Annotated in this window: 16 protein-coding genes; 4 read left to right on the forward strand and 12 right to left on the reverse strand. The window is 69.8% G+C overall.

All coding sequences use genetic code 11. The annotated features are described in order from the left end of the window. Window position 1 precedes the first annotated feature (1 nt). The 7 genes from ACFZAT_RS15340 to ACFZAT_RS15370 are packed head-to-tail and all read right to left on the reverse strand — an operon-like array spanning window position 2 to window position 8104. On the reverse strand, window positions 2-1282 hold the full coding sequence (locus ACFZAT_RS15340; RefSeq protein ID WP_391264489.1) for a nucleotide sugar dehydrogenase: 1281 nt from the start codon (window positions 1280-1282) through the stop codon (window positions 2-4). Between the two features lie 56 nt (window positions 1283-1338). After that, on the reverse strand, window positions 1339-2433 hold the full coding sequence (locus ACFZAT_RS15345; protein WP_391264491.1) for a glycosyltransferase: 1095 nt from the start codon (window positions 2431-2433) through the stop codon (window positions 1339-1341). Beyond that, entirely contained in the window at window positions 2430-3038 is a 609-nt protein-coding gene (locus tag ACFZAT_RS15350) for a hypothetical protein (protein WP_391264493.1), read from the reverse strand. The genes ACFZAT_RS15345 and ACFZAT_RS15350 overlap by 4 nt, the downstream gene beginning before the upstream one ends. Then, complete coding sequence (locus tag ACFZAT_RS15355) at window positions 3035-5098, reverse strand: Gfo/Idh/MocA family oxidoreductase (protein WP_391264495.1); 2064 nt, start codon at window positions 5096-5098, stop codon at window positions 3035-3037. Before ACFZAT_RS15355 ends, ACFZAT_RS15350 begins: the two co-directional genes overlap by 4 nt. Before the next feature lie 18 nt (window positions 5099-5116). Further along, window positions 5117-6052 (reverse strand): NAD-dependent epimerase/dehydratase family protein, encoded by a 936-nt coding sequence (locus ACFZAT_RS15360; protein WP_391264497.1) that lies wholly within the window; start codon window positions 6050-6052, stop codon window positions 5117-5119. Continuing rightward, window positions 6052-6975 carry a glycosyltransferase gene (locus ACFZAT_RS15365; RefSeq protein WP_391264499.1) on the reverse strand — a complete coding sequence of 308 codons (924 nt, stop codon included), beginning with the start codon at window positions 6973-6975 and terminating at the stop codon, window positions 6052-6054. Before ACFZAT_RS15365 ends, ACFZAT_RS15360 begins: the two co-directional genes overlap by 1 nt. Before the next feature lie 49 nt (window positions 6976-7024). Further along, complete coding sequence (locus ACFZAT_RS15370) at window positions 7025-8104, reverse strand: glycosyltransferase (RefSeq protein ID WP_391265016.1); 1080 nt, start codon at window positions 8102-8104, stop codon at window positions 7025-7027. On the opposite strand from ACFZAT_RS15370, the gene ACFZAT_RS15375 reads away from it, so the two are divergent. Beyond that, window positions 8042-8173, forward strand: coding sequence for a hypothetical protein (locus ACFZAT_RS15375; protein ID WP_391265032.1), 132 nt, complete (start codon window positions 8042-8044; stop codon window positions 8171-8173). The two genes, ACFZAT_RS15370 and ACFZAT_RS15375, sit on opposite strands and share 63 nt — an antisense overlap. Here ACFZAT_RS15375 and ACFZAT_RS15380 read toward each other — a convergent pair. Continuing rightward, window positions 8167-8958, reverse strand: coding sequence for a PIG-L family deacetylase (locus tag ACFZAT_RS15380; protein WP_391264502.1), 792 nt, complete (start codon window positions 8956-8958; stop codon window positions 8167-8169). The genes ACFZAT_RS15375 and ACFZAT_RS15380 overlap by 7 nt on opposite strands. A 14-nt stretch (window positions 8959-8972) precedes the next feature. Next, a complete protein-coding gene (locus tag ACFZAT_RS15385; protein ID WP_391264504.1) occupies window positions 8973-9761 on the reverse strand; it encodes a phytanoyl-CoA dioxygenase family protein in 789 nt (262 codons plus the stop codon). 86 nt (window positions 9762-9847) lie between these two features. On the opposite strand from ACFZAT_RS15385, the gene ACFZAT_RS15390 reads away from it, so the two are divergent. Beyond that, the gene (locus tag ACFZAT_RS15390) at window positions 9848-10579 is read left to right on the forward strand and encodes an endonuclease/exonuclease/phosphatase family protein (protein ID WP_391264506.1); all 732 of its coding nucleotides are present in this window, start codon (window positions 9848-9850) and stop codon (window positions 10577-10579) included. Here ACFZAT_RS15390 and ACFZAT_RS15395 read toward each other — a convergent pair whose 3' ends face one another. The 3 genes from ACFZAT_RS15395 to ACFZAT_RS15405 all read right to left on the reverse strand — a co-directional run bounded on the left by ACFZAT_RS15395 (window position 10580) and on the right by ACFZAT_RS15405 (window position 14007). Next, entirely contained in the window at window positions 10580-12340 is a 1761-nt protein-coding gene (locus tag ACFZAT_RS15395; RefSeq protein ID WP_391264508.1) for a carbamoyltransferase C-terminal domain-containing protein, read from the reverse strand. 205 nt (window positions 12341-12545) lie between these two features. Next, a complete protein-coding gene (locus tag ACFZAT_RS15400) occupies window positions 12546-13187 on the reverse strand; it encodes a polysaccharide deacetylase family protein (protein ID WP_391264510.1) in 642 nt (213 codons plus the stop codon). 1 nt (window position 13188) lies between these two features. Continuing rightward, a complete protein-coding gene (locus tag ACFZAT_RS15405; RefSeq protein ID WP_391265017.1) occupies window positions 13189-14007 on the reverse strand; it encodes a phytanoyl-CoA dioxygenase family protein in 819 nt (272 codons plus the stop codon). A 103-nt stretch (window positions 14008-14110) separates the two neighbouring features. On the opposite strand from ACFZAT_RS15405, the gene ACFZAT_RS15410 reads away from it, so the two are divergent. Further along, a complete protein-coding gene (locus tag ACFZAT_RS15410) occupies window positions 14111-15520 on the forward strand; it encodes a glycosyltransferase (RefSeq protein ID WP_391264512.1) in 1410 nt (469 codons plus the stop codon). Next, window positions 15517-16272 carry a methyltransferase domain-containing protein gene (locus ACFZAT_RS15415; RefSeq protein ID WP_391264514.1) on the forward strand — a complete coding sequence of 252 codons (756 nt, stop codon included), beginning with the start codon at window positions 15517-15519 and terminating at the stop codon, window positions 16270-16272. Before ACFZAT_RS15410 ends, ACFZAT_RS15415 begins: the two co-directional genes overlap by 4 nt. Window positions 16273-16319 lie beyond the last annotated feature (47 nt).

Consider the following 16319-nt stretch of genomic DNA (forward strand, 5'->3'; position numbering starts at 1 on the left):
CTCAGAGCAGCTCGACGTTCGCGCCGCGCAGCCGCCCCCGGCAGTCGAGGACGTGGCTCGCGTGCTCAGTGATGTCCTCCACGGAGAAGGCGTCGTGGTCGACGAGCAGCAGCACGACGTCCGCCGCGGCCAGCTCCGCGGGACTGGCCTCCACCCGTTCCACACCGGCGAGCGGGGAGCCCGGGTGCGCACCGAAGTCATCGGGCACGTGCGGGTCCGCCGCCCGTATCTCGGCGCCGAGCTTGGACAGCAGTTCCACGACCCGGAGCGCGGGGGACTCCCGGGTGTCGCTCGTGTTCTTCTTGTAGGCCAGTCCGAGAACGAGGACGCGCGCCCCGTTCACGGACCGGCGACGGGAGTTGAGCGCCTCGGTGAGACGGCGTACGACGTAGTCGGGCATGTGGCTGTTGACGTCGTTGGCCAGCTCCACGAACCGGAAGCTGTAGCCGAGGCTCCGCTCGACCTGCCACGACAGGTACGAGGGGTCGATCGGCAGGCAGTGCCCGCCGACCCCGGGACCCGGGCTGAACGGCATGTATCCGAAGGGCTTGGTCGCCGCGGCCTCCAGAACCCCCCAGATGTTGATGCCCAGGTCCCGGGCGAGGACGGCCAGTTCGTTCGCGAGCCCGATGTTGACGTGCCGGAAGATGTTCTCCAGCAGCTTCGCCAGCTCCGCCTCCTTGCAGGAGGCGACGGGCACGACCGTCCGGACGAAGCCGGAGTAGAAGTCCACGACGGCGGCGAGCGATTCCCCGTCCACCCCGGACACGATCTTCGGGGTGTTCTCCAGCCGCCAGTCCGGGTTGCCCGGATCGATCCGCTCGGGGCTGTATCCGAGGTGGAAGTCGATGCCGGCCGTCAGCCCGGACCCCTTTTCGAGCAGCGGCCCGAACAGCTCCTCCGTCGTCCCGGGGTACGTGGTCGACTCCAGCACCACCGTCGCCCCGGGCACCAGGTGCCCGGCCAGCATGGCCGCGGACTCCTCCACGTACGTCAGATCGGGTACGCCGTCCCGCAGCGGGGTCGGGACGGCGACGATCGCCAGGTCGAACCCGGCGCAGTCCCCGGGGTCGGCGCTCGCGCGGAACGAGCCGTCCGCGAGCACCGCCCGCAACCGCCCGGACGCGATGTCCTCGACGTAGGAGTCGCCCGCGGCCAGGCGGGCGATGCGTTCCGGCTCCACGTCGTAGCCGACGACACGGTGACCCGCCTCGGCGGCACAGACCGCCAGGGGAAGCCCCACGTACCCCTGGCCCACGACGACGACACGACGGTTGCTCATGGCTGTTCTTTCCTTACCGGGAAGCCGGGCTGGTCGGGCTGGTCGGGCTGGTCGGGCTAGTTGACGACGTCGGCGCCGATGACCTCGGCGTAGAGCTCGTCGTGCCGGCGGGCGGCGACGGACACGTCGAAGTTCTGCGCCCAGGCGGTCCCGTTCTTCGCGAGAGCGGCGCTGCGCTCGTCGTCCCGCAGCAGGGCGACGATGGCCTCGGCCACCGCATCGACGTCGTTCTCCGGCACCACGAGGCCGGTCTCGCCGTCGAGCACGAATTCGGGGATGGCCGTGTGCGCCGTGGTCACCACGGGGCGGCCGCTCGCCTGGGCCTCCAGGTTGCCCATGTGCTGGCCCTCGCCGTCGCCGCTGGCCGCCGTGCGGCTCGGGGAGACGTACAGCCTGCTCCAGCGCAGCAGATCCCGTACCTGCTTGCGCGGCTCGGCGGGGTCCGGCGTCAGCACCCGGATTCCGGCACCGGCATCCGTCTCGGGGGCCCGCTCCCCGTAACCGAGGAGCGTCAGCTCGGCATCCGGGATCCCGGCCCGTACGCTCTCCCAGGCCCGCAGCAGGACGTCGATGCCCTTCTTCTCCACGAAGCGGCCGACGAACGCCACGCGCGGCGCGGACGGCAGCGGCGTCGGCTCGAAGAACACGCAGTCCAGGCCGCCCGGGATGATCCGGATCTGCTCCTCGGACGCGCCCGCCTCGCGGGCGAGGCGGGCCAGGTACCGGGAGGGGACGACCACCCGGTCGATGTCCTCGAACGCCCCGGCGAACCGTGCCGGGTCGCTCTTCGGGAGCGCCGTGATGTCGTAGCCCCAGAACGAGGTGATCAGCGGCACCGAGAGGCGCCGGGCGATGGCGCGGGCGTCCGGCAGCCCGTACCCGTGGTGCAGGTGCACCAGGGACGGCCGGGCGCCGCCCAGCTTCGCCACGACCACATCGGCGGTGGGGGCGCCCTCGTCGGGCAGGCTGCCGTCCGGCTCGGTCAGCGAGATGACCCCGGGGTACGGATACACGTGCTGGTTGATGATCTCGCCCCGGCTCACGATCGCCTTGCCGTGCTCCGTGGCCGTGACCGGCCCGTGGACGAACGTGTCGCTGAGCCACAGCCACTGGGTGACGTAGTGCAGGACAGTGGGCTTGCTGGAGGTCATGACGGCACCAATCCGTACCAGGGGGCGGGGTCCACCGGCTGACCCGGCTTCGACGTGGTCAGGTGGTCGAGCGCCCAGGCCAGGCCGTCGGCGTCCGCACCGCCGGGCGCGGTGCCGGCGGCCCAGGGGATGCCGGCGACCGTCAGCCCGCGTACATGGATGTCCGTGTACGTGCGCACCGCGATCTCCGGCTCGACGGGCGGGGCCGCCAGCAGGACGGCCCCCAGGCGCGGCGCCGCCACGAGCGCGGCGCCGATGACGGCGGGGTCGCCCGTGGTGTCCACCACGACATCGGCGTCCTCGCCCTCACCCCGCACGGTGCCCGTCGGCAGGGCCCTCGTCACGAGCCGGGCGAGCGCGCCCCCGCCCAGGACCCGGACTCCGCGCGCCGCGAGGTGCGACGCCTGCCCGGCGGCCCGGGCCGCCGTGCCCCACCATTCGGCCGCGGCCTGCCGCGCGATGTCCTCGCCCGCCGGGAACAGCCGTCCCCAGCAGATGGCGCCGGCGCCCGCCGCGTCCACGAAGAGCACCGAATCCGCGGGGACTTGGGCGCTCAGGGTCCTGCCGTCCGCGCTGCTGCGCCGGGCGGGCATCCAACGGGTCATCGGGTGGCTCCAGTGCTGAGGGAGGCCGGCACCACGGGCATGCCGCTCCGGGCTGATTCATATCCCGCTTCCACGATCTCCTGGACCGCCAGCGCGTCCCCGACGGAGACGGGCGCGGGCGCGCCGGCCCGTACGGCGGCCACGAAGTCCGCGATGGCGGCCGCCGTCAGGTCCTCGTCCGCGTACGGGGCCGTGCGCACGCCGTCCGGGACCGTGAGGAGCGAGGAGACCGCGGCGTCCGGAAGGATCTCGGCGTGCCCCGAGGCGCCCCACACCCGCAGGCTCTCGCCCGGACCCTCGGTGACCTGGGCCCCGGCCACGAACGTCGCGACGGTGGTACCGAAGCGCACCACCAGACCGGCCACGTCCTCGATCTCGGGCGCGACATCGGACGGCACGGTCTGGGCGTAGACGCTGTCCGCCTCCACACCGAGCAACGCCCGCACGGCGTCGATGTGGTGGAGGAGGTTCATGATCAGCACCCCGCCGCCGGACCGCTCCTTGGAGAGCCGCCAGGTGGAGGAGGCGCGGTTGCTGTAGCCGCCGTAGAAGTACGACGGGGGCTTGTGGACCAGGTACGTGGAGACGGCGGCCAGCGGGGGCCCCACGACGCCCGCCGCCATTCCCGCCCTGGCCTGGACGAAACCGGGGTGGTAGCGCAGCGGGAAGAGGACACCCGAGGTGACGGCGGAGCGCTCCGCCGCCTCCGCGATGCGCCGGGCCGAAGCCAGGCCCGCCGACAGGGGCTTCTGGAGCAGCACGTGCTTCCCGGCGTCCATCGCCGCGACCGCCAGCTCCTCGTGCGTGTCGTGCGGGGTCGCGATGATCACCGCGTCGACGTCGTCGCGGGCCAGCGCCTCCTCCACGGACCCGGCGACCGCCGCGCCGTACTGGTCGGCCACGTCCTTCGCCAGCGCCTCGTGGGGGTCGAAGCAGACGGCGAGCGTGGCGCCCTCGGCCGACGCCAGCGCGAAGGCGTCCTGCGCGCCGATGTCGCCGCAGCCGAACACCGCGAACCTCATCGGCCCGGTGGTGCCCGCGGTGGGGCCCCCGTGCTCGGCGGCGGCCTCCTGCCGGTCCCCGGCGGATTCCGTTTCCCGCCAGTCGAAGTAGGCCCCGACGATGCTCCGGTCCGAGACGAGCCGGCGGTAGAGGAACGCCGCGTCGGACGGGTCGTAGGCGGTGAGGAAGTCGCCGAACGACAGGGAGCCCGAGCCCAGCAGCCCGAAGAACTCCCCGGTGAACTCGGCCACCAGGTCCCGGCCCGCCCGGGCCGCGCTGTCGTCCAGCGTGTCGATGTGGGCGCCGATCACCTGGAGGCCGCGCCGGTGGATCTCCGCCACCTGCAAGGGCGCCGTGGCCGCGCGCGGAGAGCCGAGCACGACGACCCTGCCCCCGTCGGCGGCCGCGCTCAGGGCCAGCGTCAGCCCGTCGGCCGTGCCCGTGACGTCGACGACCAGCGGATTCCGCTTGCACGCGCCGTCCGTCACGTCGGCGGCCAGGACGAAGGAGGTACCGGCCTCGTTCCCGGCCGGCCCGCTCTTGGCGGCCGAGCGCGCGACGGCCGTGCACACGGAGCCCCGGGCGGCGGCGATCCTGCGGACGACCGTACCCAGCAGACCGGCCCCGACCACCGTGACGGGCTCGCCCGGCTCGTGCCTGCCCATGGACAGCCCGTGCATCGCCGTCAGGGCGAACTGCCAGAGGGCCGCGTCCTCGTCGCAGATCCCGTCCGGCACGGGGTGCAGTTCGTGGCGGGGCACGTTGACCACGCTCTGGTGGGTGACGCCGCGTGCCGCGACGCGGGTGCCGGCGGGCAGGTCCGGGGTGCCGTGCAGGACCCGGCCGCTGGCCAGGTAGCCGGGGACGTGGGGAAAGCCGACCGTCGCGTTGGGGAGGGCGAGGTAGCGGGCGCGCTCGGTGCCGGAGCTGACCACGCTGACCGCGACCTCGATCGTGAGCTCCCCCTCGGCCGGGGGCGGGACCTCGACCGCGTCGTCGGTCCGTGTCACTCCGGGACGCGGCCACACGATGGCGCGGGCGCTGTATGAATCAGGCATGGATGTCTTCCTCGGGAGTCACATGGATTCGGCGAACCAGGAGATCGTCTTCTTGAGGCCGTCCTCGAAGGACACCGTCGGCGACCAGTCGAGGAGCTCACGCGCCCGGGCGATGTCGGGCCGGCGCCGCTCGGGGTCCTCGACGGGCCGGGGCACGTACTCGATGTCCGAGCCGGAGCCGCAGAGTTCGACCACCAGCTCGGCGACCTCCCCGATGGAGATCTCGTCGGGGTTGCCGATGTTGACCGGTCCGGCGTGCGACGAGTGCAGCATGCGCGCGATCCCGTCCACCAGGTCGGAGACGTAGCAGAAGGAACGCGTCTGGGAACCGTCACCGGACACGGTGAGCGCTTCCGCGTTCAGCGCCTGGGAGATGAAGGCCGGGATGACGCGTCCGTCGTTGCCGCGCATCCTGGGGCCGTAGGTGTTGAAGATCCGCACGATCGCGGTGTCGACGCCCTTCGAGCTCCGATAGGCCGTGGTCAGGGCCTCCCCGAACCGCTTCGCCTCGTCGTACACGGCGCGCGGTCCCACCGGGTTCACATTGCCCCAGTAGCTCTCCTTCTGCGGGTGCTCCAGCGGATCGCCGTACACCTCGCTGGTCGAGGTGAAGAGGAACCTGGCGCCCTTCTCCTTGGCCAGGTCGAGGGCGTTGAGCGTCCCGAGGGACCCGACCTTCAGTGTCTCGACGGGGAGTTGAAGGTAGTCGGGCGGGCTCGCCGGGGACGCCATGTGGAGCACGAACTCCACCGGACCCGGTATGTCGAGAGGCTCGGTCACATCGAAGTTCTCGACCCGGAAGGGCCCGATCTCCGACAGCTGCCGGACGTTGTCCGGTATGCCGGTCGCGTAGTTGTCGAGGCTGAGGACCTCGTAACCGTCGAAGAGAAGACGCTCACACATGTGGGAGCCCAGGAATCCGGCACCCCCGGTCACTACCGCGCGTTTCCGCATCACTTCTCTCCTTCTGCACCCGAGTAGACGACGTGCGATGAATGCGCCGAGGTGTCCCGTACGACGGGGCGCCAGATCTGATACGTGCTGCCGCGGTACGCGTCGATGCGTCCGCGCACCTGGGCCACCGCCTCCACGCCGCTCAGCAGGACGAGGTCGCCCAGCACCCCGGGCTTCCTGCGCAGCAGGCGGCCCATCGCCCGCGCGACCATGCGCTTGTGCGTGGTCGCCGGCCGGTGCGCCAGCAGCCCGGCCGCGACGCGGTGCTGGCACGCGATGCGGCGGCGCTGCCCGTACAGCTCGCCGACCGAGTCCGGCGGGAAGTTGCGCACCTCCGCCTCCGGTACGTAGGCGAGGCGGCCACCGGCACCGATGACCTCCGCCTCCATGAGGACCTCGTCGCAGTTGACCGGGGCGGCCAGCTGGTGCGGCAGGAAGGACGAGCGCACCGCCACGATCTCGCCCAGCTTGGGCCGGTCGAGCGCCACCTCGTGGTGCAGCCGCCAGAGCAGGGAGTGCAGCCGCCCGGCCATGGTCGCCCGGCCTCCGGACGACAGCACCTGAGGACCCGTCATGGCGCAGTCCCGGTCACGGGACATGGGCAGGACAAGGCGCTCCACGAGATCGTCCGACGGGATCAGATCCGCTCCGGCGATGAGCACGACCTGCCCGGTCGCCGCTGCCAGGAAGTCATTGATCGCGGCCAGCTTCCCCTGGCGTTCGGGCCGGTCGATCACCCGGATATGGGCGTTCCGCTCCGCGAATCTCCGGGCTATCCCCACCGTGTCGTCCGTGCTCCCGCACGACACGACAATGATCTCCAGTATCTTGACCTCATTCAGCTGCTGCTGAAGAAAGGCATCGATGGACCGGGCCAGCGTCCGTTCCTCATTGTGGGCAAAAATGCCGACGCTAACTTGCATCAGAATCCTTCAACAAGTGCCGTAGATAGTGCCGTGGATTTGTCTGACCTTACGAGGCGTGCTCGGACGAAAGAGCCCACGCGGTGGCGGCCGCACGGCCGTACACCCGGTTCACTTCCGCCCACATTTTTGCCGCACTGAATCTCTCCTGCGCTCGCCGCCGGCCCGCCGCCCCCATGGCCCGCGCCCTTTCCGGGTCATCGAGCAGAAGACGTACGGAATCGAGGAGCCGGGTCCCCGAACCGGCTTCGACGAGCAGCCCGTTCTCCTCGTGACCGACGAGGTCCGGAAGCCCGCCGACCCCGGTCGCCACGACGGGCAGGCCCGCGGCCATCCCCTCGACCACGGCGCGCGGTGTCCCCTCGGTGTCCGAACAGCTCACGAGGACGTCCACGCCCGTCAGCAGCTCCGGGACGTCCCGGCGCAGGCCGGTGAACCGGATGCGCCGCGACAGCCCGCGCTCCTCGACCGCCGCCGTGCACTCGGCGAGCAGGGGACCCGTTCCGATCACGGCGAACGACACGTCGTCCCGCTCCCCGGCCAGGGCGGTGGCGACATCGAGGAACAGGTCCGGGCGCTTCTCCGGTGACAGGCGCCCGACGTAGACGACCTTGGCATGGTCCGCCGGCAGCCCGAGCTGCTCCGCGACCCGGACCCGGTCCAAGCCGACCGCCTTGCGTACTCCGTTGGCCACGTACTGCACCTCGGGGTAACCGGCCCGCCGGAGGCGCGCCGCCTCCGGTTCGCTCGCGGTGATGATGGCGGCGGCGGACCGCAGGCAGCGCTCGTTCAGCAGCGTCATGGCCCGCAGTTTGACGCCGGTGCGGATGAAGCCGTGGCTGGATATCACGAATGCCGAATTCCGCGCACCACTGTCCCCGGGAAACAGTCTGAGCGCCGTGGCGACATAGTCCGACTCATATCCATGGGAATGGATGACCGCGGGACGGGCGGTCCTGACTTGCTGTCGCACGCTCCTCAGCCACCACCGCAGACCCCTGGTCTCGACATGGAGGTTCGCTATTCCCCTGGACTTCAGCAGCTCGGCGTACTCGGGGTTTCCGTAATGGCATACGAGGACGTCTACGCCGCTGCGGATCTGCTCCTCCGCGAGATCGGCTATGTGCAGGTCCGCACCGCCGACCTCGCCCGGCGGCTGCGGCCTGATGAGGTGGAGGACGGACGGGCCCGTCACTGACTCCTCCAGTAGCGCTCGGCCGGAGTCCCGGACCCCAGTTTCCTCGCGTGGCCGGTGATCTCCTGGCGCCGGAATTCGGGCTCGAACCAGAGGATGGGGTGCTGGGACGCGTAGCAGTCGATGGCGTCGAGCTTTCGCTCCCAGTCGTCGTCCGAGAAACGGCAGAGGAACGGACTTCCGTGCGCGAGGGTTTCTTCCCAGCCCGCACAGTGGTCGTAGAGGATGTACGGCAGCTCTTCGTACCAGACGACCGATTCGGCGGAGCGGTCGAGAAGCCTGGCGGCAGCGGAGACGAGAAGGTGGTCGACATGGTTTCCCACGCCCAGGGGCGCCAGAACCAGATCGGCGGACCGGAGAGCGGGGACCGTCGAAAGGGCCTCGGCGATTCGGTCCACCATCTCCTTTTCCCGGACATCCCCCTGCGATACGAAAATGTCCTGGCCACCGGGGTACAGATGCTGCCCCGCGTCATCGCAGCGGTAAAGCGCCTCCGCCATGTCGAGCCGCACGGTGTCCACACCCAGGAGGGCGTGGGCATGGTCGTCCTCGGTCTCACGGCTTCCCATCGGGTCGTCGCGCAGACCGATCGACTCGTGAAAGCTCACCGCCGCCTCGGACAGGGGATTCTGCGGCTTCCCGTTGAACAGGGTCACCGTCGTCGCCTGCCGCCCGAGCCGGACGTACGTACCGAGGAGTGCGCCGCAGGAAAGCACGGCGTCGTCCAGATGCGGCGATATCACGGCGAGAGAATGCGCGTCGCGTATCGCCGGGGGAAGTTCTTCCATGTCGGACCGCCTCTCTAATACCGAGGCAGGTCCCGCGGCGGACCGCCGACCATGTTCAGGTACTCGTGGAATTCCAGCCCGAAGAGCTTCCTGCGCTGCGGGCTCAGCCCCTTCTGAACCTCAGGGGTCATGCTGAGCACCATGTTCTCCTGCTGCCGGATGTACGGTCGGCAGTAATACGCGAGCACCCCGGTCCGCCGGCTCCCGGAGGAACGGTTGGCGCCGGTACCGTGCCAGAGCCTGCCGTCCACGACCATGGCCGTGCCGGCCGGCCCGACGGCCGGCGCGAGTGCGTCGCTCGACGGAGGTTCCGACCGCAGATGGCTTCCCGGGGCGACGAGGGTGGCGCCGTTCTCCTCCGTGAAGTCGTCGATCATCCAGATGACGTGCGCGGCAAGGGCGTTGGGCCAGGGCCGGTCGGCCCAGAACTGGTCCCAGTGCGGGACCATCGCCGTGCCGCCGGGGCCGGTGATGTTGGCGCTGAGGTTGGACACCAGGGGGTCGGGCCCGAGAACCGTCTCCATGAGGGACATGGCCACCGGGTGCTCCGCGAGGCGCAGGAACTCCTCCCCGCGGTTGAACAGCGACCAGACGCGCTGGTTCGAACCGGCCGCGTACACGTGGTCCGCGCTCCGCGCCACGTCGGCAGCAGCCTCGGCCGCGATGCGCTCGCGGATCAGGGCGAGCTCCTCGCCCGTCAGCGCGCCGGTGAGCCGACAGCAGCCGCTCTCCAGCAGATCCTTTTGGGCCGTATCGAGGTCATCGGTCAGGCCGGGCAGCGGTTGCATGGCTGCGGTCGTCACTGTTCCCCCTGGTTACTCTTCACTGAACTCCCAATTCTATAACCATACTTGAGCCGCACTCTACGGTTGCAAAGGAAAGCGTTTTGATGCTTCATCAGTCCCTCACCATCGCGAGCCTCAATCTGCACTGGGGCTGCGGCAGCGGCGGAACGCCCTACGACGTCACGGCCGCCTGCGGAACTCTGGCGTCCGATGTGATCTGCCTCCAAGAGGTCTGGAGTCCCGGAGGCGAACCGAGCATCGCCAGGAAGGCGGCCGCTGAACTCGGCTATAACGTCCTGGAGTTGCCCTTGACGGCACTGGCGGATATCAACGGCTTTCGCGTGGTGCGAACGGAATCCGAGGCCACCGGCTCATGGGGTCTCGCCGTCCTGACCCGGTTTCCCGTGACGGCGAGCGCGGTCATCGATCTCGGCCGGGCGGCCGGAGACACGGTGCGCCGCGCAGCGCAGTTGGTCACCCTCGAATTGCCCGACGGCACATCGATGCAGGTGGCGAATACTCACCTTACGCACCGACTTCTTTACGCGCCTGGACAGTTGAAGAGACTTTTCTCTCAACTGCGCTTCTTCGAAAGCACTGTTGTCATGGGTGATTTGAACATGGTGGGACCGCTGGCCGGCGCCGTATCCCGGCGGCGCCGCCCGGTGAGGGGCCGGACCTGGCCCGCCGGCCGCCCGGTCGCCCAGCTCGACCACGCCCTCGTCTCATCCGATCTCTCCGTCCTGAAGGCGGAAGTGCTGCCTCGTCTGGGCTCCGACCACCTGCCGATCCGCGTCGCGCTCACCGTCCCGCCGGACCGCCGGGGGCGCTCCTGATCACGGAGCGGGAAGGTCCGGGTCACCGTCCGGCCATTCGGTGAAGCGTCCGGCCCCGTCGACCATCTGGCGGCCGAAGGAGAGGTTCAGCGCTCTGTGCCGCTGCTTCGCGACACCGTCGCTGCCCCGGCGCAGCAGCTTGGCCATCCGCGCGAGCGGCGCGTTGTCCCGGAGCTCGACGACGAACCCGCCGTCGAGATACAGGACGTCGAGCTGGGCGGCGAAGAAGGCCGCCAGCGCGTCGTCCAGGTCCGACACCAACGGCTCGTCGTGGATGTTGAAGCTCGTGTTGATGAGCAGCGGTATCCCGGTCCGCTCCTCGTAGGACGCCAGCAGCCGGTGCAGGAACGGATCGGCGCCCCCGCTCACCGCCTGGGGCCGCGCCGTGCCGTCCACATGCACGACCGCGGGCGCCGTGTCCCGTATCCGCGGACGTACCGGCAGGCACATGGTCATGAAGGGGAGGCAGTCGCCGACGTCCGACGGGATGCCGGACAGGTCGAAGACCTCGTCGACTCGCTCCGCCCTCAGGACCGGGGCGAACGGCATGAACTCGGTCCGCTGCAGGCTGGCGTTGAGCCGTTCGTTGACGACCGGGTCCGCCGCGCTGCTCAGGATGGAGCGCCGACCGAGGGCGCGGGGGCCGAACTCCTGGCGGCCCCGGACCACCGCGACCGACTCGCCCTGCGCCAAGTGCGCCGCCAGGGCGCCGGCCGGGTCGTCGGGCCGGCTGAAGACGATGCCGAGCTCCTTGAGCCGGACCTCGGTCCCCTCGCCGGGCGTGGTGCCCAGGGCCATGCTCAGGGGGAAGGCGGCGGCCGGGGACGCTCCGCTCGCCGCGGCCTCCTGGTGGGCGGCCGCGGCCGCGGCGCCGATGCTCAGACCGTCGTCTCCCATCGGCGGTGCCACGAAGACCTTCGAGAAGCCGACCCTCGCCAGTTCGAGGTTGACCCGCACATTGGCGAAGACACCGCCCGACAGGATCAGCGGCAGAGCGGTCCCCTGCGTCTGCTCCAGCCACTGGGCCACGGCGAGGAGCTTCTCCTCGAGAAGGTCCTGGGCCGCGCGCGCTATGTCGGCGTCACTGAAGGGGAGTTCGGCCCGGTAGCGCTGGACCAGATGGCGGTTGGGCTCGTAGAACGGCGGGATCTCCTCGTCGAAGAACCCCACCCAGCCATAGAAGTTGTGCTCGGCCGAGCGAATGCGCCGGTGCAACTCCCATACCTGTTCCCGGCATTCCCTGCTCGGCCGGCCGTGCGCCGCCAGGCCGGTGATCTTTCCCTCGTGTTTGCAGGGACTGAATCCCAGCAACGCCGTCACGTCGGTGTACAGACCGGCCAGGGCGACGTGCTCGCTCATCGAGGCACCTGCGAGCCGGGTGATCTCTCCCCGGCGCACGTGGTAAGCGCCTGCGGTCACGGGGCAACTGTAGGCACCGTAATCGGAGGTGAGGACCAGGGCCTCGTCGTAACCGGAGAGCACGAATCCGGTGTACGCGTGCATGTCGTGGTGGTCGAAGAAATGCAGCGGCTTCCCCAGCGATTCCAGCCGCTCCCGCCAGATGCGCGGGAATTCGTCCACCGGGTAATTCGGGACGGTGTGCAGGAGATCCCGGAAGACCGGGGCCGACTCCACCCGTTCCGGGGCATGGGACAAGTAGGGGATTCCGATTCCGGCCACGTCGCCGAAGTCGATCGTGGAGAGCGCGCGCCGGGGAAAGCGCCCCTCCATCTTCACCCGCGAGAACCGCTCCTCGCTCATGGCGTATACGGGATGCCCATGGCGGTCCGAAAGACATACCGAGCTGTCGTGCATCCCGTTGTAATTCAGTCCCACATAGGCACCGGGACCTGCGGTCCAGAGCTCACCCATTCTGCACGTACTCCAGGAAGAGGTCATGGACTCGGCGCCGTGCCGAGCCGACTGTGGGGCACTCCGAGGCGACGGCCCCGGCCCCGGACTGCACTCAGACGTAGGGCAGAGCGACCGGTCTGAGACCTCGGCGGGCGGCTTCGCCCAGGACCGTCCGAACGGCCTCCACCGTCTGGGACCGGTCCCCGCCGCCGTCGTGCAGGAGCACGACGGCGCCGTCCTCCAGGCCCTCGTTGACGTCGGAGGCGATCCTGTCAGCGCCGGGTCTCTCCCAGTCCCAGGCGTGAGCGCTCCAGAAGACGGGCGTCAGTCCGGCGTCCGCCAGCTCGGCCATCACCTCGTCGGTCACATCGCCGTACGGCGGCCTGACGTAGCGGCAGTCCTTGCCGGTCTGCCGCTCCAGCAGTTCCCGCGTGCGCCCGATCTGCGCGCCTCGCTCCTCCGGACTCAGATCGGGCAGGTGGGGGTGGTCCCAGCCATGGATCGCGACCGTGCAGCCCTGGTCGAGCATCCGGGCGATGAGAGCGGGGCTCTCCGCCGCTCGCGACCCGAGCACGAAGAAGGTGGCCGGGGCGTCGAAGGACTTCAGGACATCCAGCAGATCAGCGGTCCAGGGTTCCACCGGCCCGTCGTCGAACGTCAGGGCGAAGCAGTCCTTCCAGCCGCTCGTGTGCGGCAGATCGCGCAGCGTGGTGATCGGCGTGGGGATGCGTTGCGGCGTAGGGATACGTTTCATCTCAACCGACCTGGGGCCGGCCCCCGATGTACGGCCCGGTGAGCGCTCTGCGCTGCCGGTCGGTCCACTCGTGGTCACCCGCCACGAAGGGCGACGCCTTCTCCCACTGCACGCTGCCGTGGCAGTACTTGTAGAGCAGGGCCGAACGGTCCTGGGCGCCCCGCCAGCCGAGGGCCCCGTGCGTGACCGCCTCGGTGAAGATCACGGCGTCCCCGGCCTTCATCGGCACATGGACGACCTGGGCGCGGCACTCCTCGTCGAGGTCGTCGAGGTCCGCGAAGTCCGCCGGCAGCGGGAAATTGGACTTGTGGCTGCCGGGAATGCAGCAGAATCCGCCGTCCCCCTCGCCGACGTCCTCCAGCGCGAACTGGACGACGACCATCGAGTTGTACATCTGTCCGTTCTGGAAGATATACGTCTGCGTCGGGTCGAACGGGGTGGCGCCGTTGTGCAGGGCATGCGAGGAAGTACGCCCGCGGGCGAAGATTCCATATGAATGGTCGAGCCGGTACTCGGCACCTACCAGCGCTTCGAGATAAGGGCCCAGTTTCGGGTGGGCCACCAGGGAACGGACCGCGGGCCCCCAGTCGAGGAGATAAGAGTCCTGGAGGTAACGGTATCCGTCCGCACCGCTCCATTCCGCGTCGTCGTAGTACTCGCGCGGAAAGCCGGCATGGAGGTACGAGTGCTTTTCCAGTGCGGCGTCGACTCCGTAATCCGACACCTCCTGGCGAAGTGCGCCCAGTTCGGTATCTTTAAGGACAGAACGGACAACAAGGTATCCGTTGAGGTCGAAGAGGTACTGTTCTCGGCCATTCATGAGCGACAGTCCACCACAGGCGAAGCTGATCCGCCAGCAATTTCCTGTGCAGACAGGGCTGTTGACCACCGGTCCTTCGAACTCCTCTGATAGAAACGGCCACATGACGACCACCAGCAGACGAGAGCCTTCAGGCCACGTTCTCATAGTCGCTTACTGGTTCCCGCCGGTGCGTGGCGGCGGGATCCCGCGCCCGGTCAAGATGGCGAAGTATTTGCAGCGCATGGGCTGGCGTGTGACCGTACTCACGATCGAGGCGGACGGCGCCGAGGACCCCGGCCTCTCGGTCGCACCCGCCCGGGTCGTGCGCGTTCGCGAACGCGACATGCGCCCGGCTCTGCGGACGACCGCGTCCGCACTGCGTGGCGTTCGGCAGATGTGGGAGAAGGCGACGAGGCCCGGAGCGGGCGGCGCGGCGGACGCCGACCTGATCGACCTGGGCTTCGCGGAGGACGAGTCGGAGATCGAGGCGTCCAAGATCGGCTGGGTGACCCCGGCGGTCAAGGCGGCCCTCCGCATCCATGACGCGGACCCGGTCGACGTCGCCGTCGTCTCGCTGCCGCCGGCGTCCTCCGGCACGGTGGGCTGGTTCCTGAACCGGCTGCGCAAGGTGCCTTACGTGGTCGAGTACCGGGACCCGTGGACCGTCGGGGCGTTCTGGACGAGCGACGCCAACGGCAGGCGGCGCGCCGATCCCGCCACCCGCACCCGGTACGCGGCCACCCGGAAGCTGGAGGAGACCCTGCTGCGCGGGGCCGCGGCCGCCGTGATCGTCAATGGCAGCCGCAACGTGGAACGCCTGCGCGCGTCGTTCCCCGCCGCCATGCGGGGCAAGCCGGCGGTCCAGATCAGGAACGGGGTCGACCTGGAGGACATCCCCGCCCCGCCCGCGTCGCGCGCGACCGGCAGGCTCAGGGTGCTGCACGCCGGCTTCTTCTACTACTTCCACTCCCCGCACCATGTGATCAAGGCCATGCGGCAGATCCAGGAGACGGACCCCGGCGTCCTCAAGGACGTCGAGTTCGAGTTCATGGGCGGCGGGTTCCCCGACGCACTGCTCAAGGCCTCGGAGGAGTGGGGCATCAGGGACAACCTCGTCGTCACCTCGTCCCGCCCCTACTCCGAGTCGCTGCGGAGCATGAGCGAGGCGAACGGCCTGCTGGTGGTCCTCCCGCCGCTCGAAAGCTACCGGGACTGCATCCCCACCAAGATCTACGAGTACCTGGGCACCGGCCACCCCGTCCTGGCCGTCGTCGCCAAGGACGGAGCGGTCGCCCGCCTCCTGGAGGGCGTCCCGAACGCCCGGGTCGCCGACAACGCAGACCCGGACGCGCTGGCCGCCGGGATCACCGAATACCTCGCACTGCTGCGGCAGGGCGAACCGTCGCGGACACCGGACGACGAGGCCCCCGGCGCCGGGCACCACTACCTGCACCGGGCCGAGGAGCTGCACGAACTCCTCGGCAGCGTCCTGACACGGAACAAGAACGGAAATCGGGGAGAGACGTCGTGACCGAGTACGTGAAACAGGACTACTGGGACGAGGTGGCACGCCACCTCCCCGCCCGCGAAATCGGCGGCGATCTCGTGGCGGGGGACGACACACCGTTCTACCGCATCAAGCGCGCGGCTTTCCTGGAAAAGCTGCTGGCCCCCGCCCTGGCCGATGCCACCACCATATTGGAGGTCGGCAGCGGACCCGGCGGGAATGTCGGCTGGCTGACCAGGAGGGGCAAGAAGGTCACCGGCGCCGACATATCTCCGGAAATGCTCGCGCAGGCCCGGGCGAACGTCGAAGCGGAATTCGTCCAGACCGACGGAAGCACCCTGCCCTTCGACGACCGGAGCTTCGACGCCGTATTCGCCGCCACCGTTCTGCAGCACAACCAGCCCGCCGACGCCGAGGCCCTGCTGCGGGAGATGGCCCGGGTCGCGGCCACGTCGGTGCACCTCTTCGAGGACACCTCGGTGCTTCCCGTACGGGACCGCCCCTCGCACTGGCTGAGGCGTCCCTCCTGGTACGCGCAGGTGCTCGAGGCGAACGGCTTCGTGCTGACGAAGCGTGAACGGCTGCGCCAGACCGCCCAGGAGGCCATGGCGGTGCTGGTGCGCACGGCTTCGCCGCGGACCCGTCACGAGGGGGCGCGCACGACCGAACGGCACCGGAAGATCGAGGCCGCCCTGCTCCCCGCCACCCGTGCGATCGACGCCGTCGTGCCGCCCGCGGTGGGGCTGACCAGGATGTCGTTCAGCCGCCGGGGCTGAGCACCCGGGCGCCCCCGAGGTTCGGCCGCCGGCTCGTGTCCCTCCCC

It is taken from the genome of Streptomyces sp. NPDC008163, from assembly GCF_042956885.1.
GTDB lineage: Bacteria > Actinomycetota > Actinomycetes > Streptomycetales > Streptomycetaceae > Streptomyces > Streptomyces drozdowiczii_A.

What these genes read in the sequence shown, in the direction of transcription:
- ACFZAT_RS15405 (WP_391265017.1), bottom strand. Translation starts at nt 14,007, where the DNA reads ATGAATGGCCGAGAACAGTACCTCTTCGACCTCAACGGATACCTTGTT.
- ACFZAT_RS15345 (WP_391264491.1), bottom strand. Translation starts at nt 2,433, where the DNA reads ATGACCTCCAGCAAGCCCACTGTCCTGCACTACGTCACCCAGTGGCTG.
- ACFZAT_RS15340 (WP_391264489.1), bottom strand. Translation starts at nt 1,282, where the DNA reads ATGAGCAACCGTCGTGTCGTCGTCGTGGGCCAGGGGTACGTGGGGCTT.
- ACFZAT_RS15365 (WP_391264499.1), bottom strand. Translation starts at nt 6,975, where the DNA reads ATGCAAGTTAGCGTCGGCATTTTTGCCCACAATGAGGAACGGACGCTG.
- ACFZAT_RS15360 (WP_391264497.1), bottom strand. Translation starts at nt 6,052, where the DNA reads ATGCGGAAACGCGCGGTAGTGACCGGGGGTGCCGGATTCCTGGGCTCC.
- ACFZAT_RS15355 (WP_391264495.1), bottom strand. Translation starts at nt 5,098, where the DNA reads ATGCCTGATTCATACAGCGCCCGCGCCATCGTGTGGCCGCGTCCCGGA.
- ACFZAT_RS15400 (WP_391264510.1), bottom strand. Translation starts at nt 13,187, where the DNA reads ATGAAACGTATCCCTACGCCGCAACGCATCCCCACGCCGATCACCACG.
- ACFZAT_RS15375 (WP_391265032.1), top strand. Translation starts at nt 8,042, where the DNA reads ATGGCATACGAGGACGTCTACGCCGCTGCGGATCTGCTCCTCCGCGAG.
- ACFZAT_RS15410 (WP_391264512.1), top strand. Translation starts at nt 14,111, where the DNA reads ATGACGACCACCAGCAGACGAGAGCCTTCAGGCCACGTTCTCATAGTC.
- ACFZAT_RS15390 (WP_391264506.1), top strand. Translation starts at nt 9,848, where the DNA reads ATGCTTCATCAGTCCCTCACCATCGCGAGCCTCAATCTGCACTGGGGC.
- ACFZAT_RS15350 (WP_391264493.1), bottom strand. Translation starts at nt 3,038, where the DNA reads ATGACCCGTTGGATGCCCGCCCGGCGCAGCAGCGCGGACGGCAGGACC.
- ACFZAT_RS15380 (WP_391264502.1), bottom strand. Translation starts at nt 8,958, where the DNA reads ATGGAAGAACTTCCCCCGGCGATACGCGACGCGCATTCTCTCGCCGTG.
- ACFZAT_RS15395 (WP_391264508.1), bottom strand. Translation starts at nt 12,340, where the DNA reads ATGAGCGAGGAGCGGTTCTCGCGGGTGAAGATGGAGGGGCGCTTTCCC.